Here is a 23,041-nt window from a genome sequence, read left to right as displayed (position 1 = left end):
TATACCATGTATCTCCTTTTCTCACTACACTATCTCTTCTTACAATATTTTCAGAATACAACTGTGTTTCAAAACCCCATTTAAAGGATTAATTTACAGAAAAAAAGACCTAACCGTATATCAGTCAGGTCTTTCATCTTTAAAATATCAGTCAGGTCTTTTCATTATGATGTCGGAAAAACAATGCTGTTAAAATCGATATTCAGAGCAGTTGCTGTCGTTAAATTATTAGCAGTTGTGAAAATAACCCTGAGCTGGTAAGTGTTTGTTCCTGCGGTCGGCGCAGTATCCACTGTTGTATCAGCAATCGAAAAACTATCCGTAGCTGCGGTTGGACTAGTTCGCGACAGAGTTCTTGTATGAATTTGCACTGCTCCCCTATATAATCTCACTTCAAAAACAAAGTTTGAATTTGCTGCAGTTGTTAACGCGACACTGAGTGCATAATCCAGCTTTACATTCTGCAAAGCATTAACTGGGATTGCCAGCGTAGCAACGGGAACTTCAGTATTTAACGGCGGAAAAACAGTGAGCGGCCCATTAGTTCTTGTGAAGAGCAAGGTTGGTGTACTGCCTGTTGAGCCGGTTGCTCCAGTTACCCCAGTGGCTCCTGTTACTCCAGTCGCGCCCGTTACTCCGGTTGATCCTGTTGAGCCAGTTGCTCCCGTTACTCCGGTTGGACCAGTTGGGCCGGTTGAGCCGGTTGGGCCGGTTACACCAGTGGCTCCGGTTACTCCAGTCGCGCCCGTTACTCCGGTTGATCCTGTTGAGCCAGTTGCTCCCGTTACTCCGGTTACTCCGGTTGGACCCGTTACTCCGGTTGCACCGGTTGCACCCGTTGGGCCAGTTACTCCGGTTGAGCCCGTTACTCCTGTTGCACCAGTTACACCAGTTACACCAGTTGCTCCGGTTGCTCCAGTTGGACCAGTTACTCCTGTTGTACCCGTTGGGCCGGTTGCTCCAGTCACTCCGGTCGAACCAGTTTCTCCTGTTGAGCCGGTTACGCCAGTTGCCCCGGTTAATCCGGTCGCTCCTGTTACTCCGGTTGCTCCGGTTACACCTGTTGCTCCTGTTGCTCCTGTTGGTCCCGTTTCACCAGTTACTCCTGTTGGTCCCGTTGCTCCGGTTGACCCAGTTGATCCAGTTACACCAGTTACTCCTGTTGCTCCGGTTGGACCCGTTGGGCCAGTTTCTCCAGTTACTCCGGTCGCTCCTGTTACTCCTGTTGAGCCGGTTACGCCAGTTGCCCCGGTTGCTCCGGTCGCTCCTGTTTCTCCGGTTGGACCCGTTAATCCTGTTACTCCTGTTTCTCCAGTTGGACCAGTTGGACCAGTTTCTCCTGTTGATCCGGTTGCACCCGTTGGGCCAGTTTCTCCTGTCACTCCGGTTGAACCAGTTTCTCCAGTTGAGCCGGTTACACCAGTTACTCCTGTTGATCCTGTTACTCCTGTTGATCCTGTTGACCCTGTTGACCCGGTTGCTCCGGTTACACCTGTTGCTCCGGTTGGTCCCGTTTCTCCTGTCGATCCGGTTACACCAGTTACTCCGGTTGCTCCTGTTGGACCAGTTTCTCCTGTTGATCCGGTTGGACCCGTTGGGCCAGTTTCTCCTGTCACTCCGGTTGGGCCAGTTTCTCCTGTCGCTCCTGTTACTCCGGTTGAGCCGGTTGATCCTGTTGCTCCTGTTGCCCCGGTTGAGCCTGTTGCTCCTGTTGATCCTGTTGCCCCGGTTGAGCCTGTTGCTCCTGTTGATCCTGTTGCTCCCGTTGCTCCAGTCGCTCCGGTTACTCCTGTTGATCCTGTTGCTCCGGTTGCTCCGGTTGGACCTGTTTCTCCAGTTGGACCCGTTGGGCCGGTTGCTCCAGTCACTCCGGTTGAACCAGTTTCTCCAGTTGAGCCGGTTGCTCCGGTTACTCCTGTTGCTCCTGTTGATCCTGTTAAGCCAGTCGATCCGGTTGCACCTGTTGGACCAGTTTCTCCAGTCACTCCTGTTGAGCCGGTTACACCTGTTGCTCCTGTTGATCCTGTTAAGCCAGTCGATCCGGTTGGTCCCGTTTCTCCGGTTGTTCCTGTTACACCTGTTGCTCCTGTTGAGCCAGTCGATCCGGTTGGTCCCGTTTCTCCGGTTGGTCCTGTTACACCTGTTGCTCCTGTTGAGCCAGTTTCTCCTGTTGGCCCGGTTACTCCTGTCGCTCCGGTTGAGCCGGTTACTCCGGTTGCCCCGGTTTCTCCCGTTACACCAGTTACTCCTGTTGGACCTGTTGGACCTGTTGCACCCGTTGAACCGGTTTCTCCAGTCACTCCGGTTGAGCCGGTTGCTCCGGTTACACCTGTTGGGCCTGTTGGTCCCGTTTCTCCAGTCGCTCCTGTTACTCCTGTTGGGCCGGTTTCTCCTGTTACTCCGGTCGCTCCGGTTGCTCCAGTTGCTCCTGTCGGGCCGGTTTCTCCAGTTACTCCTGTCGGGCCGGTTTCTCCGGTTGAGCCTGTTACACCAGTTGCTCCTGTTGGTCCCGTTTCTCCGGTTGAGCCTGTTACTCCGGTTGCTCCAGTCACTCCAGTTACTCCTGTTGGGCCGGTTTCTCCTGTCACTCCAGTTACTCCGGTTGCACCCGTTTCACCAGTTACTCCTGTTGCTCCAGTTGGACCAGTTACTCCTGTTGGACCAGTTGAGCCGGTTGCCCCGGTTGATCCTGTTTCTCCGGTTGCACCCGTTGGGCCGGTTGCTCCAGTCACTCCGGTTGAACCAGTTTCTCCAGTTAAGCCGGTTACGCCAGTTGCTCCGGTTGCCCCGGTTACTCCTGTTGCTCCGGTTGGACCCGTTTCACCAGTTGCTCCTGTTGCCCCGGTTACTCCTGTTGCTCCGGTTGGTCCCGTTTCTCCAGTTACTCCTGTTGATCCGGTTACACCAGTTACTCCTGTTGCTCCGGTTACACCCGTTACACCGGTTTCTCCAGTTGAGCCGGTTTCTCCTGTCGCTCCTGTTGAACCAGTTTCTCCAGTTGAGCCGGTTACACCAGTTACTCCTGTCGCTCCTGTTACTCCAGTTGAGCCGGTTACGCCAGTTGCCCCGGTTGGGCCCGTTGGGCCAGTTTCTCCAGTTGGACCCGTTTCACCAGTTACTCCGGTTACACCAGTTACTCCTGTTGCTCCGGTTGCACCCGTTACACCGGTTTCTCCAGTTGAGCCGGTTTCTCCTGTCGCTCCTGTTACTCCCGTTGATCCGGTTACGCCAGTTGCCCCGGTTGATCCGGTTGGACCCGTTGGGCCAGTTTCTCCAGTTGAGCCTGTTGGACCAGTTGAGCCTGTTGATCCTGTTGATCCTGTTGCCCCGGTTGCTCCTGTTGGTCCCGTTTCTCCAGTTACTCCGGTCGCTCCGGTTGCACCCGTTGGGCCGGTTGCGCCAGTTACTCCGGTTGCTCCTGTTGGACCGGTTTCTCCAGTTACTCCTGTTGATCCTGTTGCACCCGTTGGGCCGGTTTCTCCAGTCACTCCGGTTGAGCCTGTTTCTCCAGTTGCTCCCGTTTCTCCAGTTACTCCGGTTGCTCCGGTTACTCCTGTTGATCCTGTTTCTCCAGTTGCCCCGGTTGCTCCGGTTACTCCTGTTGGTCCCGTTTCTCCTGTCGCTCCGGTTACTCCTGTTACTCCTGTTACTCCTGTTGGTCCCGTTTCTCCTGTCGCTCCGGTTACTCCTGTTACTCCTGTTACTCCTGTTGGTCCCGTTTCTCCTGTCGCTCCGGTTACTCCTGTTACTCCTGTTACTCCTGTTGGTCCCGTTTCTCCAGTTGAGCCGGTTACACCAGTTACTCCTGTTGCTCCTGTTTCTCCAGTTGGACCAGTTACTCCCGTTGCTCCGGTTGCACCCGTTGGGCCGGTTTCTCCAGTCACTCCAGTTGAGCCAGTTTCTCCTGTTGGGCCGGTTACTCCGGTCGCCCCGGTTGATCCTGTTACTCCGGTTGAGCCTGTTGGGCCGGTTGGGCCGGTTGCTCCGGTTACACCTGTTGCTCCTGTTGCTCCGGTTACTCCTGTTACACCTGTTGCTCCGGTTGCCCCGGTTGATCCTGTTGATCCTGTTGCTCCTGTTGCACCCGTTACTCCGGTTGCACCGGTTGGACCTGTTACTCCGGTGGCTCCCGTTACTCCTGTTGCACCCGTTGCCCCGGTTGCCCCAGTCGATCCGGTTGGGCCCGTTACACCCGTTGGGCCAGTCACCCCGGTTGGGCCGGTTGAGCCAGTTGCTCCAGTTACTCCGGTCGCTCCGGTTGGGCCCGTTGCTCCAGTTACTCCGGTCGCTCCGGTTGGGCCGGTTACGCCCGTTACTCCGGTTGCTCCGGTTGCACCGGTTGCTCCTGTTTCTCCGGTTGATCCTGTTGCCCCGGTTGATCCTGTTACTCCTGTTACTCCTGTTGATCCTGTTGGTCCTGTTTCACCAGTTACTCCTGTTGATCCTGTTGCTCCGGTTGCTCCTGTTGATCCTGTTGGTCCTGTTTCACCAGTTACTCCTGTTGATCCTGTTGCTCCGGTTGCTCCTGTTGATCCCGTTTCTCCAGTCGCTCCGGTTACACCAGTTACTCCTGTTGATCCTGTTGCTCCGGTTGATCCTGTTACTCCTGTTGCTCCGGTTGAGCCAGTTTCTCCAGTTGAGCCGGTTGATCCTGTTACTCCTGTTGCCCCGGTTGATCCTGTTACTCCTGTTGCTCCCGTTTCTCCAGTCGCTCCGGTTACACCTGTTGCTCCGGTTGGTCCTGTTGCTCCCGTTACTCCGGTTGCTCCTGTTGCCCCGGTTGCTCCCGTTTCTCCAGTCACTCCGGTTGAGCCAGTTTCTCCAGTTGAGCCGGTTGATCCTGTTTCTCCGGTTGCTCCTGTTACTCCTGTTACTCCGGTTGAGCCGGTTGGCCCTGTTACTCCTGTCGATCCGGTTTCCCCGGTTGGTCCTGTTGCTCCAGTTACTCCGGTTGGGCCGGTTTCTCCTGTCGCCCCGGTTGCTCCTGTTAAGCCAGTTGGACCTGTTGGGCCGGTTTCTCCAGTCACTCCGGTTGAGCCGGTTGGACCAGTTGAGCCGGTTGATCCGGTTACTCCTGTCGCTCCGGTTGGACCAGTTACTCCGGTTACTCCTGTTGCACCCGTTGGGCCGGTTGCTCCAGTTACTCCGGTCGCTCCTGTTGATCCTGTTTCCCCGGTTGCTCCTGTTTCTCCAGCTACTCCGGTTGCTCCCGTTGGGCCGGTTGCTCCTGTTACACCGGTTACTCCGGTTGGTCCTGTTGGTCCCGTTTCTCCAGTCGCTCCGGTTACTCCTGTTGCTCCAGTTAAGCCAGTCGATCCGGTTGGTCCTGTTGGACCTGTTTCTCCAGTTACTCCTGTTGCTCCTGTTGCTCCCGTTGGTCCGGTTTCTCCAGTCACTCCGGTTGAGCCTGTTTCTCCAGTTGGACCAGTTACTCCTGTTGCTCCCGTTTCTCCTGTCGCTCCGGTTACACCAGTTACTCCTGTTGCTCCTGTTTCTCCGGTTGCTCCCGTTTCTCCAGTCGCTCCGGTTTCTCCGGTTGCTCCGGTTACTCCTGTTGATCCTGTTGCACCGGTTGATCCGGTTGGACCCGTTTCTCCAGTTGCTCCGGTTGCCCCGGTTACTCCTGTTGATCCGGTTGGACCTGTTTCTCCAGTTGGTCCCGTTTCACCAGTTACTCCTGTTGGTCCCGTTTCTCCAGTCGCTCCGGTTACACCTGTTACTCCGGTTGGTCCTGTTGGTCCCGTTTCTCCTGTCGCTCCGGTTGCTCCAGTTGGACCCGTTTCTCCAGTTACTCCTGTTGCTCCTGTTACTCCGGTTGGACCGGTTGGGCCTGTTGCCCCGGTTGGACCCGTTGGGCCGGTTTCTCCAGTCGCTCCGGTTGCACCAGTTACTCCTGTTGCTCCGGTTACTCCTGTTGCTCCGGTTACTCCTGTTGCCCCGGTTACTCCTGTTGATCCGGTTACTCCTGTTGCCCCGGTTGGACCCGTTGGGCCGGTTGCCCCGGTTGGGCCGGTTACACCAGTTACTCCTGTTGATCCGGTTGCTCCTGTTGGGCCTGTTGACCCGGTGATTCCAGTCGATCCGGTTGCCCCGGTTGATCCTGTTTCTCCTGTTGCTCCTGTTTCTCCTGTTGACCCGGTTTCTCCTGTTGCTCCGGTTGCTCCGGTTGCTCCCGTTTCTCCAGTCGCTCCGGTTACACCAGTTACTCCTGTTGATCCGGTTGGTCCCGTTTCTCCAGTTACTCCTGTTGATCCGGTTACACCAGTTACTCCTGTTGATCCGGTTGGACCCGTTTCTCCAGTCGCTCCGGTTACACCTGTTGCTCCTGTTTCTCCTGTTGGTCCTGTTGGTCCCGTTTCTCCAGTCGCTCCTGTTACTCCGGTTACTCCTGTTGCTCCAGTTGAGCCGGTTACACCAGTTACTCCTGTTGCTCCTGTTTCTCCTGTTGGACCAGTTACTCCCGTTGCTCCGGTTGAACCCGTTGGGCCAGTTTCTCCTGTCACTCCGGTCGAACCAGTTTCTCCAGTTGGACCCGTTTCTCCAGTTACTCCTGTTGCTCCGGTTGCTCCCGTTACTCCGGTTGCCCCGGTTGCACCAGTTACACCAGTTGCTCCGGTTGAGCCCGTTACTCCGGTTGGACCCGTTTCTCCAGTTACTCCTGTTGATCCCGTTTCTCCTGTCGCTCCGGTTACTCCTGTTACACCTGTTGCTCCTGTTGCCCCGGTTGCTCCCGTTGCTCCTGTTACTCCTGTTGCTCCGGTTGAGCCAGTTTCTCCGGTTGGGCCTGTTGACCCGGTTGCTCCCGTTACTCCGGTTGCCCCGGTTGCACCAGTTACACCAGTTGCTCCGGTTGAGCCCGTTACTCCTGTTGGACCCGTTTCACCAGTTACTCCTGTTGCTCCTGTTGATCCCGTTTCTCCTGTCGCTCCGGTTGCTCCGGTTACTCCTGTTACACCTGTTGCTCCGGTTGCCCCGGTTGATCCTGTTGATCCTGTTGCTCCTGTTGCACCCGTTACTCCGGTTGCACCGGTTGGACCTGTTACTCCGGTGGCTCCCGTTACTCCTGTTGCACCCGTTGCCCCGGTTGCCCCAGTCGATCCGGTTGGGCCCGTTACACCCGTTGGGCCAGTCACCCCGGTTGGGCCGGTTGAGCCAGTTGCTCCAGTTACTCCGGTCGCTCCGGTTGGGCCCGTTGCTCCAGTTACTCCGGTCGCTCCGGTTGGGCCCGTTGCTCCAGTTACTCCGGTCGCTCCGGTTGGGCCGGTTACGCCCGTTACTCCGGTTGCTCCGGTTGCACCGGTTGGCCCTGTGGCTCCTGTTAACCCAGTTGCTCCTGTTGCTCCAGTTGCCCCGGTTGTTCCGGTTGGACCCGTTGCTCCGGTTACTCCTGTCGCCCCGGTTGGGCCGGTTACACCAGTTACTCCTGTTGGTCCCGTTGGTCCGGTTGCTCCTGTTGTTCCTGTTACTCCTGTTGCTCCGGTTGACCCTGTGATTCCAGTCGCTCCGGTTGAGCCGGTTGCACCCGTTGGACCTGTTACTCCTGTTGTTCCTGTTATACCAGTTGGACCGGTTGACCCGGTGATTCCAGTCGCTCCGGTTGATCCTCTTGCACCCGTTGGACCTGTTACTCCTGTTGTTCCTGTTACTCCAGTTGGACCGGTTGACCCGGTGATTCCAGTCGCTCCGGTTGCTCCTCTTGCACCCGTTGCTCCTGTCGCTCCCGTTACTCCGGTTACTCCAGTTGGACCGGTTGACCCGGTGATTCCAGTCGCTCCGGTTGATCCGGTTGCACCCGTTGGACCTGTTACTCCTGTTGTTCCTGTTATACCAGTTGGACCGGTTGTCCCTGTGATTCCAGTCGCTCCGGTTGAGCCTGTTGCACCCGTTGGACCTGTTACTCCTGTTGTTCCTGTTACTCCAGTTGGACCGGTTGACCCGGTGATCCCAGTCGCTCCTGTTGAGCCTGTTGCACCGGTTGGACCTGTTGATCCTGTTGTTCCTGTTACTCCAGTTGGACCGGTTGACCCGGTGATTCCAGTCGCTCCGGTTGACCCTGTGATTCCAGTCGCTCCGGTTGACCCTGTGATTCCAGTCGCTCCGGTTGATCCGGTTGCACCCGTTGCTCCGGTTGATCCGGTTACCCCTGTTGCTCCTGTAGGGCCTGTAACGCCAGGGTCACCCCCGGTTTGCGCCAATGAAACATCGTCTATTAAAACCGTGCCGGAAGAAACTTTACTTAATACAATGACAGCAGAGGCCGCACCAGTAGGCACAGTACTTGTTTTATAGATTTCAGACCATGTGTGAAAGAGCACGTTCGGCAAATTTCCGGGTGTGATATTTTCTTGAACGGAACTGATTTGTTCACCTGCTGCGCTGACATATATGATCTGGAGGGTTACCTGGGGACTTGGCTCATTTCCGAGCGTTGCCAGTGATACGAATAGAGTCAGTGACTGAGCTGAAATGGGGATGATTTGACTGAGGTAAGCATATGGCTGAGTTCCAATAAATTGTGCAGAATATCTCCCTGAATGTGCAAACAAACTGTTAATCTGGGTATTTGCCGAACTCCAACCCTCTAATGTGCCGGTTTCAAAGCTCCCATTTATAATCGGATTATTCATTCAAGCTTTTTCCCTCTCCTTCCTGTTGCGGATAACCTTACATTTTAAGACAGCATATTAATACGGGCTGTCTTTTGACAACCTAAATAAAAAAGGTGATTTCTATTCATCACCTTAGTCCGATCCTTGAATGGGGAATCCCGTTGCAATGAGGGAACGGTTTGCCGCTGTGACTTGCGTGACATGATTCGAAGACAGTACAGATAAAAAGAGCTGATACGCAGCTGTTTCTCCCGCTGTCATTTCCTCGATGTACGTAAAAGGAATCCCCAAGATTTGCCCGCCTGAAGAAAAGAGGTTCAGCTCTTGTCTTAGTGTTTGAATAGATACCCCATTTCTTTGGAGATCGACAGCTAAGTCTAATGAAAAATTAGAAGCGAGCAGATCTAATTCCACATTTACTTGTATGACGGCATCCGTTTTTACCAATTGATCTGTCGGCGCATCTACCACCGTGCTTAATACATTTATCGGTGTTCCTTCTAACGGAATCGTCATTTGTTCTGTTGTATTTTGAAAAGCTACAGCCGGAACCGCACCGGGCGGACCCTCAGGCCCCGGGGGACCAGGCGGACCGGGCGGACCTGCTTCCCCTTGCGGACCGCGGGAGCCGGCGGGGCCTCTTTTGCCTTCGGGACCCCGCATCTGGGGCACGCACAGGGCAGATCGATTTTCATCTAAAGACGGAAACTGTTTTTCCGTCACTATTTCCGTTTTTTCATGATCGTATAGTAATTGTTCATACCAGCGTTTCATATGTCTGCTCATATATTTGTAAGGTTTCTGTTTCAATATCATGTATTGATTACGGCCGCTGCTCATATTATCACCCCGGCTATATTGTATTCACGCTGAAGCCATCATGTGCAGGGCCTTCCCGCCTCTTATCAAAACAAAAAAAGGCAGACCTGAGTCTGCCTTTTTTCTTCTACCATAAACCTAATACTTTCCACCATAATCCGCCGATCACAAGCCATGTCACAATATGGACGATTGACAGGATAAAGCCGATGGACCACCATTTGCTTTGCGAAATATAGCCCGCTCCGAAAAAGACCGGAGCCGCTCCTGAGCCGTAATGCGTCGTCGAACCGAAAAGGTTGCTGAAAAACGCCAGGCTGAGCGCCGCCAATAGCGGCGGAGCGCCTGCCGCCACAATGACGGCGAGAAATGCCGCATACATGGCGCTGATATGCGCGGTTGCGCTCGCAAAGAAGTAATGGGTGTAATAATACACAACGATCAGAATCATAAATGCCACAATCCATGAAAAACCGGAAACAGAGGATTTCATCATATTACTGAACCAAGACACCATGCCGAGTTCATTCAGGAAATTCGCCAGCATCACAAGCGCCGCGAACCAAGTCAGTGTATCCCACGCACCTTGTTCCTTTTTGATGTCCTCCCATGTTAATACCTGTGACAAAAGCAAAACGGATAATCCGATCAGGGCCGTCGTCGTTGCGTCGATATTTAAGCTTCCTCCGAAAATCCACAGCGCAAGCACCAATAAAAAGACGATGACCATGGAGAGCTCGGATTTTTTAAACGGACCCATTTCTTTCAATTTTTCCGTTGCGATTTTAGCCGCATCCGGTGTTTCTTTAATTTCCGGCGGATACAGTTTATAAATGACGAGCGGTGTAATGATTAAGCTCGCCAATCCCGGGACAATGGCCGCGATTGCCCAGCTTGTCCATGTGATGTCCACCCCTGCGACATCATGGGCCAGCTTGGCGATCAGCGGGTTCGCCGCCATTGCCGTCAAAAACATCGCAGACGTAATCAAGTTTCCTTGGAAACCGGTCTTTAATAAGAAAGCGCCGATTTTCCGCTCTGTTCCGTCTGCCGGCGTTGATCCGAAAGTTTCGGATAATGATCTGATAATAGGAAAAATAATGCCGCCCGCCCGTGCCGTGTTACTCGGAATGGCAGGTGATAAAATTAAATCACTGAAAAGCAGTGAATAAGAAAGGCCGAGTGTTTTCTTCCCGAACCGTTGTACGAATACGTAAGAAATCCTTGCGCCGAGCCCGGTTTTGATAAATCCCCGGGAAATAAAAAAGGCGATGACAATCAGCCAGATTGTCTTGTTTCCAAATCCGCTTAACGTATTTTCAATAGAAAGCGTTCCCGTTAACGCGGTGACTGCCAATGCAAAAATTGCAATTGCGCCCATTGGCAAGGGCTTGGAGATAAAGCCGATAATTGTTGCGACAAAAATAGCGAACAAATGCCATGCTTTAGGTTCAAGTCCGGACGGCGCGGGAATAAACCAAATGATTAATCCCACAGCAACAGTAATAAGCAAAGGAATGATTTTTACCGCCTGCTGTTTTTTTGCGTCTTTTTCTGAAGCCATTACAGGTCTCCTCCTATTTTGTTGTCTTCCATCCCCCATCCCATTTTACTACTTAACTAAGTTAATAAACGTTTTTGTTAATTAAAAAACACAAAGGAAAATATTCCTTTGTGTTTCTTATTTTAACGTACCCGAACCGGCTTTAGATATAACATCTGGTTTTACATTTGCGGATGAGCCGATAGAGCCGTGCAATGCCGGTGTCCAGCCGACAGACTGACTTAATCCGTTGGCGGCTGACGCGTTAATGGCAGCGCCGTTTAAAAGAGTGCCCTCTTCATGAAGCGCTTTTCCGCCGCTGAAGACGCTGATGACCTTATCGGCAGCCAGGCCCGGCACCTCAAAAACATTATTCTGCGCATATATTTTTGACGCATGTCCTGCGCCCCATGCATAACTGAACGGGTACGCGGCGCTTTTCGAGCCTGCGTAAAAATTATTATAAATATGAACCTGCCCGTACCGGACCCGCGGGGCGCGCTGGACGATGTTCTGGTAATAGTTATGGTGAAGGGTCACCTTCAGTTTTCCTTCATCTGACGTCTTGCTGTCGCTGTTTCCGATGACGGAGCCTTTGTCATGGTCATGATATTTATTATAAGATAATGTAATATAATTCGCCCCGTTGGCTATATCCGTCTGGCCGTCATGGTGCTGATATTTTCTCCCGTAATAGTAGGGAAAACCGCTGTCGGGATTCGATCCGTCATTAAAGGTGCAATGGTCGATCCAGATGTGCGTCGCACCGTTAATGGTGATATTGTCATATTCCGAGTTCCAGTTGCCGCTGCTGCCGTCAGTCGGGTCCCATTGCGGAAAATAGTCGTAAGCGTCTTGAAATTCGATGTTGCGGATGATGACGTTGTCGACGCCGTTCTTCATATTAAAATTTCCGCCTGTCACTTTGGCGTTTGAGCCTGAACCGATGATCGTCGTATTTGAAGGGATATCAATCACGACCCGCGCTTTCTGATTTTTTTGGGATCGCTGTCTGGCGTCTTCCTGGGTGCCTGAAGGTGCTTTTTTCCCCCATTTATCCGGGTCGTACGCCTTCAAATAGGCGTTGAGATCATATGCCGGATCTTTATAATCATGAAAGCCGAGCGTTTTATTGCGGTCGTCGGTATTCAAATTGATTGTGCCTTGTATGTAAATAATCTTCGGCGTGCTGTTGGCGCTTCCACCTAATGCAGAAACGAGCTGCTGTCTGTTTGATACGGTGTATACATTCGATGAAGAGGCTTTCGCGCCGCCGGTTGTCCCGCCGGAAGCGGCTCCCCATCCGTCATTTGCTCCTAACGTCTGCCGGCCAAGGTCAGCGGCATGGACACCCGCAGGAATCATCCATAAACAAACCGCCAGCATCAGTAACATTTTTTTCATAAATGGTGCTCCTCCTGATTTTATATTCCAATTTATTACAAAAGAATTGTATCAAATCAATTAAGAAACAGCACCGAAAATGTACTGATTGTGTCTTTCGGTTTTATTGCGGAATCCGCAAAAAAATCCCAAGGGACCGAAACCCCTTGGGACCTGATCGGCTTACGCCCATGATTTTACTTTTTCGTTATCCGTGACAAACAGAAGAACTTTTCCTTCATCTAAGCGCTTTTCAAATTGTGATGCTTCCTCTTCTGAAAAGCCGATTTCGTGAATTTTGTTGCGGAGCTCGTCGCCCTTTTTATTAAACATATTGCCGACCGCGTGTTTAATGCCCGTTTCTTTTGCTCCGATGGTATTAACATCCGTATTGTCGGCCAGTCGTTCCGTTCTGTCGTCATCATGAGAAAGCACGTATACATCTTCTTTTGCGACACCCATTTGCTGAAGCTCTTTTACGTCCTGCATCAGTTTTTGATCGTTTGTATACTCTCTTACTACCGGTTTCATTGATAAGTCCTCCCTTTTGTTTTTGTATATTGTGTGTTTACCCGCTTCACCAAGTGCCAAACAAAAGAAAGAGCGTTCAGTGAAAAATCGGGCAGATTGTCGGTGGATATTTTCTTCCGGGACATGTTACAGTAGGAGAAGCTACTTTTATCAGAAAAATAAAAATTTTCAAGAGCCGATCAAGCAGGGAGGTGGTTCCTATTCATTATTTTTCACCGGAACAGCGATTTAACGCTTGGGTTGTCAGTGATTTAGTGAAACAGGTTTTCCGCCGGCATACCCGCTGCCCGGATGGAATAAAAGAGCTTACGGCCTTTGCTGAAGATACCTTTCATATTAATATCGATTTCGTGTTCTCTATTATTATCAATATCGGTGATATCGAATCCGTTCTGCCGAAAGAAATTGAGAATACGCTGGGTACTTATCTGACCGCGCTTCAGCCCGTCATTACCCCCGACATGCTTCATTCTTCTAAAACAAATGCCTATGAATATTTGGAACATGAGAAAAACACTGAGATGTTCCGGTTGTTCTATTAAAAGAAGGGCCCGGGCCCTTCTTTTTTTGTTGCCGGCGGACGGTTTGATTTTGTATTCGGGAAATGGTTCGTGTTACATTTGAAACAAACACTCATGTTGAAGGAGGATGCATCATGCCGAAAAATCAGCAGCAGATTCAATTAGCGAGACGCCCTAAAGGCGTTCCCGTCCATGACGATTTCCGCTTTGAAACGATTGCCGTTCCCGAGCCGCAAGACGGTGAAGTGCTTGTAAAAACAAATTATGTGTCCGTTGATCCATACATGCGCGGACGAATGCAGGATACAAAATCATATGTCGAGCCGTTCGCTTTAGATGAAGCCATAACAGGCGGAGTGATTGCCGAGGTTCTCACAGACGGCAATAAGCTGAAAAAAGGCGATATCGTGATCGGGAATCTCTCATGGCAGGAATACTCAGCAGTGAATGAGTCCGCCCTCCGCAAACTGGACACGGATATCGCACCCGCCTCGGCGTATCTCGGCATTTTAGGGATGACCGGACTGACCGCTTACTTCGGGCTGCTTGATATCGGCCGTCCGAAAAAAGGCGAAACCGTCGTCGTTTCAGGGGCTGCGGGCGCCGTCGGCTCAACGGTCGGGCAGATTGCCAAAATCAAAGGCGCGCGGGTTGTCGGCATCGCCGGTTCTGACGAAAAAATCGCGTATCTGAAAGAGGAGCTTCAATTTGATGAAGCCATTAATTACAAAACGGCGGATGATATTCAAAAAGCGCTTGAACAGGCATGCCCTGACGGCGTCGATGTCTATTTTGACAATGTCGGCGGACCGATTTCGGATGCGGTGATAAACCTGCTGAATGAATTCGCCCGCATTCCGGTATGCGGAGCGATCTCTTCATACAATACCGAAAGTGAAGAGGAAGACATGGGCCCCCGCGTACAGCCGAAACTGATCAAAACAAAAGCGCTGATGCAGGGATTCATCGTCGGTGATTATGCTGACCGCTTTTCCGAAGGCGCGAAACAATTGGCTGAATGGCTCAAGGACGGGAAGCTTCATTATGAAGAAACGATTACGGAAGGATTCAGCCATATTCCTGACGCGTTCCTCGGTTTGTTTAAGGGAGAAAACAAAGGCAAACAGATCATCAAAGTCAGTGATCCAAGTTAACATGATAATGAAGAAAAGGAGGGCTTTGTCCCCTCCTTTTCTTCTTTTTCGGATCAGCTGCGAAGAATCAAAGTAAGAAAGCCGTCTTCATCCGGCTCCGTATCTTCCAAAGTGAATCCCGCTGCTTGAAAGCAGGCTAAACTGATTTGATTGTCTTTTTCGATGCTTGCCGCCCATTCCCGCACACTGGTAAACCCAGGGTCAGTCAGGAGTTTTTGCAATATCCGTTTTCCGTACCCTTGAAGCTGGTACAAAGGATTGACGATCAATCCGATATACACCCGTTCCTCCACAAACTCTATAGAGACTATGCCAGCCGGCAGCTGCCCGTCATATGCCATAAAGACAGTATCGTCTTCATCTTTATTCAATCGTGCATACCACGCATCTAATGGCAGCATCGCATCCATTCTCCGTCTGATATTATCGTTTTTAAACCAGTGCTCAAGTATTTTCAGCTCACGTTCCTTCAATATTTGAAATCTGTCTATTGAAACCATCTTCCCATCCCCCGCGCGAACCTTTTCTATTATTTTACAACAAAAAACGAAGGGCTTCCCGCCCTCCGTTTCTTATTTCTCAGATAATTTTCCGCCTGAATAAACGGCCTCTTTCAGCTCAATTCCGAGTGATTTGGCCATTTTTTTCAGTTTGGATTCTTCCATCGGCGTGACAAGGCTGAGTACCGTTCCTTCTTTACCGGCCCGCCCCGTCCGGCCTGATCTGTGAATGTACCCGTCTGCATTTGGGATGTCCGCGTGAATGACGTACGGAAGATCGTCGATATCAAGTCCGCGCGCTGCTATGTCAGTCGCCAGAAGCAGCGGAAATTCTCCCCGTTCAAACGCTGATAATATCTTTGCCCGCTCCATTTTTTTCGCTTCTCCGTGCAGGATGCCGAGATCCACGTGATGATAGGCGAGTTTTTCCGCATAGACGCTTAAATTTCCGATATCTCTGACGAACACGAGCGCCTGCATGCCGTTCAGCCGTGACAGCTTTTGCAATAGCTTCACTTTATCCCGCTGATCGCAGACAAGATATTGATGCGTGACGCGCGCTTTTTCCGCCGTATTCCGCTCCACCTTCAAAACGGCCGGTTCGTGTGCAATTCCATTCAGCACCTCTTCTGTCTCCGGCTGCAGCGTAGCAGAAAAGCTTAAAAGCTGGCGGTCTTTCAGCGTCGTTTTAATGATTTTTTTCATTGTTTCGCGGTGTTCCTTTGTCACGAGCTGATCCGCTTCATCAAGAACGATCGTCTTGACTTCATGCATTTTCAGCTTTTTCACCTGAATCAATTCGAGCACCCTGCCCGGTGTGCCTGCAATGATATGCGGTTTATTTTTGAGCTTTTCCACCTGCTTTTTCACGTTTGCTCCGCCGATTAAAGACAAGGCGCGAAGGTCGGAGCCTTTTGTCCAATCCTGAATCACCTGAAAAATCTGCATCACAAGCTCGCGGGACGGCGCTAAAATAATCACTTGCGGATGTTTTTGCTCCGGATTGATCCGCTCCAGAACCGGAAGCGTATACGCCAATGTTTTTCCCGTTCCCGTCGGGGATTCGGCGATGACGTCCTTCCCTTCCATGATCACCTGAGCGGCTTTTTCCTGAATGTCGGTCGGCTTCTGAAAGCCTGACGCTCTCCAGTTTTCGGCGATAAATGGTTGTGTATGCTGTAAAAATGGCCATGTTTGGGTCATGTCGTTCTCCTCAATTCTTAAAATCTACTCCATAGTATCTCAAATGCAAGCGGCAAACGCAATTTTCTTTTTCCTTCCAAGCCTTTTAACAAACGGTCTCCTCCTTTATAATCATTAATGAGAAAGACACATGATAAAAAAGCGTGTCTGATAACGATAGAGGTGTAATGATGAGTATTTTATCCGTAAAAGATTTAAGCCACGGCTTCGGTGACCGTGCGCTTTTTAACAATGTATCGTTCCGTCTTTTAAAAGGGGAGCACGTCGGCTTAATCGGAGCTAACGGCGAAGGTAAATCAACATTTATGAATATTATTACCGGAAAGCTTGAGCCTGATGAGGGAAAGGTTGAATGGGCGAAAAACGTGCGCGTCGGCTATCTCGATCAGCATACAGTGCTTGAAAAAGGCAAAACGATCCGCGACGTGCTGAAAGATGCGTTCCATTACTTATTTGCGATGGAAGAAGAAATGAATGAGATTTACAACAAAATGGGCGAAGCGGACCCTGATGAGCTTGAGAAGCTGCTTGAAGATGTCGGTGTCATTCAGGACGCCCTGACAAATAATGATTTCTACGTGATTGACAGCAAAGTTGAAGAAATCGCCCGCGGCCTCGGCCTGCAGGATGTCGGCCTTGACCGCGACGTCACTGACTTAAGCGGCGGACAGCGGACGAAAGTGCTGCTCGCCAAGCTGCTTTTGGAAAAACCGGAAATCCTCCTGTTGGACGAACCGACGAACTACCTTGATGAGCAGCATATTGAATGGCTGAAACGCTATTTGCAGGAATATGAAAATGCGTTCATCTTAATTTCTCACGACATTCCGTTTTTAAACAGCGTGATCAATTTAATTTATCATGTAGAAAATCAAGAGCTGACGCGTTATGTCGGTGATTATCATCAGTTTATGGAAGTATACGAAGTGAAAAAACAGCAGCTCGAAGCGGCCTACAAAAAGCAGCAGCAGGAAGTCGCAGAGCTGAAAGATTTCGTCGCCCGCAACAAAGCGCGGGTCAGCACGAGAAATATGGCGATGTCCCGCCAAAAGAAACTCGATAAGATGGATATGATTGAACTGGCGGCTGAAAAACCGAAACCGGAATTCCATTTCAAGCCGGCGAGAACGTCAGGCAAGCTGATTTTTGAAACGAAGGACTTAGTCATCGGCTACGATACCCCGCTGTCACGCCCGCTCAACCTCAGAATGGAACGCGGACAGAAAGTCGCCCTGTACGGCGCGAACGGCATCGGGAAAACGACGCTGTTAAAAAGCCTGCTCGGTGAAATTCAGCCGCTTGAAGGCACGGTGGAACGCGGCGAGCATCAATACACGGGCTATTTCGAGCAGGAAGTGAAAGAAACCAATAACAATACGTGCATCGAAGAAGTGTGGAGCGAATTTCCTTCCTTTACCCAGTACGAAATCCGCGCCGCCCTCGCCAAATGCGGCCTGACCACTAAACACATTGAAAGCCGCGTCTCCGTATTAAGCGGAGGAGAAAAAGCGAAGGTCAGACTGTGCAAGCTGATCAATTCAGAAACAAATCTGCTCGTGCTTGACGAACCGACAAACCACCTGGATGTCGATGCGAAAGAAGAGCTGAAACGCGCGCTGAAAGAATACAAAGGCTCCATTCTGCTCATTTCCCACGAACCGGAGTTTTACAAGGATATCGCGACGGAAACATGGAACTGTGAGTCTTGGACGACGAAAGTGCTGTAAACACAAAAAGGAACTCCCGCCTGTGCGGAAGTTCCTTTTTTTTCTTAATGTCCGGCTTTTATTCCGGAGAGATGTTTGCGTCCCATGAGAAGGACAAGCATGCCGACAAAAACGACGATCCCGCCAACTGTATATGGCGTGCTTGCGGTAAAGTGTTCTGACAGCATTCCCGCAATCCACGGAGCGAGCGCACCGCCGATAAAGCGGACTGAGCTGTAGGCTGAAGACGCGATTGAACGTTCAACCGGCGCAGAACCCATCACAGCCGTTGTCATGATCGTATTCACCATACCGAGCACGGCACCGGCGACAACGATACATGTAATGATCAACGTCTGATGGTCAGTCCAGATCCCCATGACGATGAGAATGACCGCAAAGGCGATAAAGAGAACGACGAGCGAACGCACTGTTCCCAGCGCTTTGTGCACGAGCGGAGCCGTAAAGACTGACGTAATTGCCAGCAATAACCCCCAGCCGAAGAAGACGTATCCAAGACCGTGTTCATCTAAATCCAGAACGAACGGAGAATAAGCAAGCAAAATAAAAAATCCAAAGTTGTATAAGAATGCCGATACGGCCATCGTTAAAAGGCCTTTATATTTGAGCGCCTTCATCGCATCAAACACACCGACGCGTTTTGCCGGTTTCGGCAGCTTCGGCAGCATGAGTGAAATCGCGCAAAGCGCTATAAACATCAGGACAGACACTCCGAAGAACGGAGCGCGCCATGAAATGCTGCCAAGCTCTCCGCCTGCAAGCGGCCCGACGGAAATCCCCAAGCCGAGCGCGGCCTCATACAAAATAATGGCTTTGGCGCTGCCGCCGACAGATACCCCGACAATGACAGCAAGCGCGGTTGAAATAAAGAGAGCATTCCCAAGCCCCCAGCCGCCGCGATAGCCGACAAGCTGAGCGATTGAACTTGAGCTTCCGCCAAGGGCGGCAAACACGATGATAAAAATAAGTCCGAGAAGCAGCGTCCATTTGGCGCCGATCCGGCTGGAAATCGCGCCGGAGAAAAACATCATAAAACCGGTAACGAGTAAATAACTTGTAAATAACAGAGATACTTCACTAGGTGAAGCATGTAATTGTGCGGCAATCGCCGGAAGTATCGGGTCGACGAGTCCGATTCCCATAAAGGAAATCACACAGGCAAACGCGACCGCCCAAACGGCTTTCGGCTGGCTGAATAAGCCTGTTTTCTGTTGTGATGATGTATCCATTTGATCAGACCTCCTATTTGATCCATTAAAAGAAACGCTATCTTCATAGCGTTTACAGCAAAATCATTCGATTGATTGAATGGCGCGGTCAGCTTTTTCTTTCATTCCGTTAAGGCGCTCTTTAAAATGCAGAAATGTGCTGATCTTCTCATCAATCATCTCAAGCTGGTGGTTCAATGCGTGCTGAAGCTCTTCCAGCTTTGCTTTCCGTTCCTTCGGATCCAGTGACAACAAGTACCCCTCTTTGTTTAATTCCAGCTGACGGCTCATCTCCATAAACTGCTGAAGCTCCTGAAGGGAAAAACCGAGCACTTCTTTTGTGCTGATGACTTTTTCAAGCTCCTCCATATCATCTTCAGAGTAAAGCCGGACGCCGCCTTCTGTCCGTTTAGGAGCAGGAATCAAACCAATCTCCTCGTAAAAACGAATGGTTCGTTTTGTCAATCCGCTTCGTTTGGCAACTTGATCAATCTTCATCCATTCCAAGGTGAATCCCCCTCTTGTCGTTTCTGTTTCTATTATACACCTTTTGAACCTTAACGTAAACGTGAAGTTTTGAAAAGAAATTTTCACTGGATAAACATCCATACCACATAATGGGCATCTGTTCATGACAAAAAAAGCCGGTATGACCCGCCATTTTCTTTGGGCCGTACCGGCTTTTTTTAATTCTCAAGTTCTTCGATCATCAGTGACAATTCGGTCCAGCGCTCCATCGCCGCTTCAAGCTCTTCAGCCGTTTTTGCCTGTTCGGCCATCAGTTCTTGAATCTTTCCGAAATCACTTCCCGCTTCAGCGATTTCCGCTTCCAGACGCTGATGCTTTTCTTCAAGGCCGGCGATTTTGTCTTCGATGCCGTCCCATTCGATCTGATCTTTGTATGAAAGCTTTTTGCGCTTTTTCTTCGGCTCTTCTTCCGCCTTTTTCTCTTCGGCCGGTTGTTTTACCGCAGTCTTCTTCGCTTTTGCGTATTCCATGTATTCACTGTACGAACCTTGGAAACGCGAAATGACGCCTTGTCCTTCAAATACGATCAGGCGGTCCACGACACGGTCAAGGAAATAGCGGTCATGGGATACGGTAATGACGACGCCCGGAAACTGTTCGATGTAATCTTCGAGCACGCTTAATGTTTCTGTGTCCAGATCATTGGTCGGCTCATCTAAAAACAGCACATTCGGCTCCTGCATCAGTACATTCAGCAAGTACAGACGGCGCTTTTCCCCGCCTGACAGCTTTCTGATATATGTCTGCTGCATCGGGCGCGGAAACAGAAAGCGCTCAAGCATTTGTTCCGCAGTGATGACATCACCTTCCGCCGTCTTGACGATTTCAGCCGTCTCTTTTATATAGTCAATGACTTTCATATCGCCGTTCATTTCGCTGTGGTCCTGGGTGTAGTACCCGATCCTGACCGTCTGCCCGATGGTGATGCGGCCGCTGTCTGGCTGAATTCTGCCGGCAAGGCTGTTTAAAAGTGTCGTTTTCCCGATTCCGTTCGGCCCGATGATGCCGATTCGTTCACCCGGAATGACAAGCTCGTTAAATTGGCTGATCAGCGCTTGGCCGTCGTAGGTGAGGGTGACGTTTTCCGCTTCTATCACCTGTTTTCCGAGACGGTGGGAACCGATCGCGAAATCGAGCGATCCGGAGACTGCCGGCCCTTTTTGCTCCTTGAGCGCCTCCGCTCTTTCCACTCTCGCTTTTTGTTTCGTTGAGCGTGCTTTCGCCCCTCTTCTGAGCCACGCCAATTCGCGGCGCAGGAGGTTTTGACGTTTCGTTTCTTTCTGCTCTGCCAGCGCCTCACGTTCGGCCCGTTTTTCCAGGAATACTTCATAGTTTCCCTTATACGTATAAAGGCTGCCTCTCTCAAGCTCGTAAATTCTGTTCGTCACCCTGTTCAGAAAATACCTGTCGTGCGTGACAAGCATGACGGCGCCCGGATATTGCGATAAGTAGCCTTCCAGCCATTCAATCGTTTCATTGTCCAAATGGTTTGTCGGTTCATCCAAAATAAGCAGGTCAGCCGGCTGGATGACGTTTTTCGCAATCGCGACGCGCTTTTTCTGGCCGCCGGACAGCTCGCTGACATCCTTCATCAAGTCGGTGACACCGAGTTTGGTTAAAACCGTTTTGGCTAATGTATTCGCCTCCCACGCATCATTCGCGTCCATTCTCGCCTGCGCATCAAGCAGGTGCTTTTGGCGCTGTTCATTTTCCGGCTCTTCATTCAGCTCCTGAAGCGCTTTTTCGTACTCCCGCATCGTTCTCATAACGGCTGAGTCACCGGAATAAATATGCTCAAGGACGGTTTGTCCGGCAGGAAGATCGGGATCCTGATGCAAAAACTCAATATGCACGTTTCCTGAAGCCGTCATCTCGCCTTCCTCCGTTGATTCAAGGCCGGCAATGGTTTTCAGAAGCGTGGACTTCCCCGTTCCGTTCGGGCCGATTAAACCGATTCTTTCATTCTCTTCAATATGAAAGGAGATATGGTCGAATAATGTCTTTTCTCCGTATGTTTTATAAAGATTTTCCGCTTTTAAGATGCTCATGGTTCCTATCAATCCTCACGTAAGTTCATGTGTTCATTTTAAATCAGGCGTTGGAATAAAACTAGTAAAAGGGCAGACAAATTTCTTGGAAGCGATCATTTTGTCCGAAGAATGTTTCCGCCTCTCCTTTTATACACTGGAGATGAAGAGGTGATGACATGATCAGCATCAGTTTATGCGTTATCGTGAAAAATGAAGAGGAAGTGCTTGCGGGCTGTCTTGATTCCGTCAAAGACATTGCGGATGAAATTGTGATTGCTGATACGGGGTCGACCGACCGGACGAAAGAAATCGCGGCCCGTTATACGGATAAGATTTATGATTTTGAATGGATCGATCACTTTGCGGCCGCCCGTAATTTTGCGTTTTCGAAAGCGGAAATGGAATATATTCTGTGGCTGGACGCCGACGATTTGCTGACGGAAAAGGATCGTGAAAAGCTGATTGAACTGAAGGCGTCGCTTTCAAAAGAGGTGGACGCGGTATCCATGTATTATCACGTCGGCTTTGATGATCGGGGAGAGGTCAGCTTCAGATACCGCCGCAACCGTCTCGTCAAGCGGGAAAAAGGGTTCCGCTGGATCGGAGCCGTGCATGAGTATCTGGAAGTATACGGAAACATTATAGAAACCGATATCGCCGTCACACACCGCAAATCCGAGAAAAAGCACTCGCCTCCCTCAGACCGCAACCTAAGGATTTACGAGAAAATGGCGGAAAACAGTGAAACGATGACACCGCGCGATTTATTTTATTTCGCGAATGAATTAAAGGATCACGGCCAGTATCAGCGCGCCATTACGTATTATCATCATTTTCTTTCCACTAAACAGTGCTGGATCGAAGACGAGATCAGAACGTGCCAATATCTATTCGATTGCTACAGGGCGGTCGGCCATGAAGAGGCCGCCATGACGTCGCTCTTAAAATCATTTCTGATTGATTGTCCGCGGCCGGAGTTTTGCTGCAGGCTCGGCGACTATTTTGCGGAGAAACGGCAATACCGGCAGGGCGTGTTTTGGTATGAGCTCGCCCTATCCGCCACATACAGCGATTCAGGCTTTACCCAGCTCGAATATTCCACCTGGTATCCTCATCTGCAGCTCTGCGTCTGCCACTGGCAGCTCGGCGACAGAGAAAAAGCGAAGATTCATAACGACAAAGCCGCCTCCTATCACCCGTCACATCCGAGCGTACTGTATAATCAAAACGTGCTCGGCACATAACATCGAAAAAAGAGCTGTCCCCTGTAAGAGGGCAGCTCCTT

Annotated in this window: 15 protein-coding genes and 1 pseudogene; 5 read left to right on the top strand and 11 right to left on the bottom strand. The window is 50.8% G+C overall.

Annotated features, from left to right (window positions below; translation table 11 throughout):
- Nucleotides 1-164 precede the first annotated feature (164 nt).
- Nucleotides 165-560 carry a hypothetical protein gene (locus tag AADZ70_RS18700; protein WP_223152455.1) on the bottom strand — a complete coding sequence of 132 codons (396 nt, stop codon included), beginning with the start codon at nucleotides 558-560 and terminating at the stop codon, nucleotides 165-167.
- Here AADZ70_RS18700 and AADZ70_RS18695 point away from each other — a divergent pair.
- A complete protein-coding gene (locus AADZ70_RS18695; protein ID WP_342008075.1) occupies nucleotides 529-8,289 on the top strand; it encodes a DUF4573 domain-containing protein in 7,761 nt (2,586 codons plus the stop codon). The two genes, AADZ70_RS18700 and AADZ70_RS18695, sit on opposite strands and share 32 nt — an antisense overlap.
- Here AADZ70_RS18695 and AADZ70_RS18690 read toward each other — a convergent pair.
- The 5 genes and pseudogenes from AADZ70_RS18690 to AADZ70_RS18670 form a co-directional block, all read right to left on the bottom strand.
- Nucleotides 8,247-8,627, bottom strand: a pseudogene (locus tag AADZ70_RS18690) (NTTRR-F1 domain); the annotation flags it as partial. The gene AADZ70_RS18695 and the pseudogene AADZ70_RS18690 sit on opposite strands and share 43 nt — an antisense overlap.
- 114 nt (nucleotides 8,628-8,741) lie before the next feature.
- Nucleotides 8,742-9,449 (bottom strand): hypothetical protein, encoded by a 708-nt coding sequence (locus AADZ70_RS18685; RefSeq protein ID WP_029575252.1) that lies wholly within the window; start codon nucleotides 9,447-9,449, stop codon nucleotides 8,742-8,744.
- 106 nt (nucleotides 9,450-9,555) lie between these two features.
- Nucleotides 9,556-10,992: an anion permease gene (locus AADZ70_RS18680; RefSeq protein ID WP_007408966.1), complete on the bottom strand. Its 1,437-nt coding sequence runs from the start codon at nucleotides 10,990-10,992 to the stop codon at nucleotides 9,556-9,558.
- Nucleotides 10,993-11,109: 117 nt separating this feature from the next.
- Nucleotides 11,110-12,375 (bottom strand): pectate lyase, encoded by a 1,266-nt coding sequence (locus tag AADZ70_RS18675; protein WP_342007466.1) that lies wholly within the window; start codon nucleotides 12,373-12,375, stop codon nucleotides 11,110-11,112.
- Nucleotides 12,376-12,537: 162 nt separating this feature from the next.
- The gene (locus tag AADZ70_RS18670) at nucleotides 12,538-12,885 is read right to left on the bottom strand and encodes a general stress protein (protein WP_016936978.1); all 348 of its coding nucleotides are present in this window, start codon (nucleotides 12,883-12,885) and stop codon (nucleotides 12,538-12,540) included.
- Nucleotides 12,886-13,076: 191 nt separating this feature from the next.
- On the opposite strand from AADZ70_RS18670, the gene AADZ70_RS18665 reads away from it, so the two are divergent.
- Nucleotides 13,077-13,427 (top strand): DUF3212 family protein, encoded by a 351-nt coding sequence (locus AADZ70_RS18665; RefSeq protein WP_052690277.1) that lies wholly within the window; start codon nucleotides 13,077-13,079, stop codon nucleotides 13,425-13,427.
- Nucleotides 13,428-13,540: 113 nt separating this feature from the next.
- Entirely contained in the window at nucleotides 13,541-14,560 is a 1,020-nt protein-coding gene (locus tag AADZ70_RS18660; RefSeq protein ID WP_095242010.1) for an NADP-dependent oxidoreductase, read from the top strand.
- A gap of 53 nt (nucleotides 14,561-14,613) precedes the next feature.
- On the opposite strand, the gene AADZ70_RS18655 is transcribed toward AADZ70_RS18660, so the two are convergent.
- Both AADZ70_RS18655 and AADZ70_RS18650 read right to left on the bottom strand, forming a co-directional pair.
- On the bottom strand, nucleotides 14,614-15,060 hold the full coding sequence (locus AADZ70_RS18655; RefSeq protein WP_342007465.1) for an N-acetyltransferase family protein: 447 nt from the start codon (nucleotides 15,058-15,060) through the stop codon (nucleotides 14,614-14,616).
- 72 nt (nucleotides 15,061-15,132) lie between these two features.
- Nucleotides 15,133-16,263, bottom strand: a complete 1,131-nt coding sequence (locus AADZ70_RS18650) for a DEAD/DEAH box helicase (protein WP_327816175.1) — start codon at nucleotides 16,261-16,263, stop codon at nucleotides 15,133-15,135.
- Nucleotides 16,264-16,433: 170 nt separating this feature from the next.
- Here AADZ70_RS18650 and AADZ70_RS18645 point away from each other — a divergent pair, with 170 nt between their 5' ends.
- On the top strand, nucleotides 16,434-17,990 hold the full coding sequence (locus AADZ70_RS18645; protein ID WP_342007464.1) for an ABC-F family ATP-binding cassette domain-containing protein: 1,557 nt from the start codon (nucleotides 16,434-16,436) through the stop codon (nucleotides 17,988-17,990).
- A gap of 44 nt (nucleotides 17,991-18,034) precedes the next feature.
- On the opposite strand, the gene AADZ70_RS18640 is transcribed toward AADZ70_RS18645, so the two are convergent.
- The 3 genes from AADZ70_RS18640 to AADZ70_RS18630 form a co-directional block, all read right to left on the bottom strand.
- Complete coding sequence (locus AADZ70_RS18640; RefSeq protein ID WP_064778011.1) at nucleotides 18,035-19,219, bottom strand: MFS transporter; 1,185 nt, start codon at nucleotides 19,217-19,219, stop codon at nucleotides 18,035-18,037.
- 63 nt (nucleotides 19,220-19,282) lie between these two features.
- Nucleotides 19,283-19,705 carry a MerR family transcriptional regulator gene (locus tag AADZ70_RS18635; protein WP_049628076.1) on the bottom strand — a complete coding sequence of 141 codons (423 nt, stop codon included), beginning with the start codon at nucleotides 19,703-19,705 and terminating at the stop codon, nucleotides 19,283-19,285.
- A 179-nt stretch (nucleotides 19,706-19,884) separates the two neighbouring features.
- Complete coding sequence (locus tag AADZ70_RS18630; RefSeq protein ID WP_342007463.1) at nucleotides 19,885-21,774, bottom strand: ABC-F family ATP-binding cassette domain-containing protein; 1,890 nt, start codon at nucleotides 21,772-21,774, stop codon at nucleotides 19,885-19,887.
- A gap of 158 nt (nucleotides 21,775-21,932) precedes the next feature.
- Here AADZ70_RS18630 and AADZ70_RS18625 point away from each other — a divergent pair, with 158 nt between their 5' ends.
- Nucleotides 21,933-23,000, top strand: coding sequence for a glycosyltransferase family 2 protein (locus tag AADZ70_RS18625; protein WP_342007462.1), 1,068 nt, complete (start codon nucleotides 21,933-21,935; stop codon nucleotides 22,998-23,000).
- The last annotated feature ends 41 nt before the right edge of the window (nucleotides 23,001-23,041 follow it).

This window comes from Bacillus sp. YBsi01, from assembly GCF_038406745.1.
GTDB classification, from domain to species: domain Bacteria; phylum Bacillota; class Bacilli; order Bacillales; family Bacillaceae; genus Bacillus; species Bacillus siamensis.
Note: the sequence above shows the minus strand (reverse complement) of the source record. Positions and strands in the feature narration are given on the sequence as shown.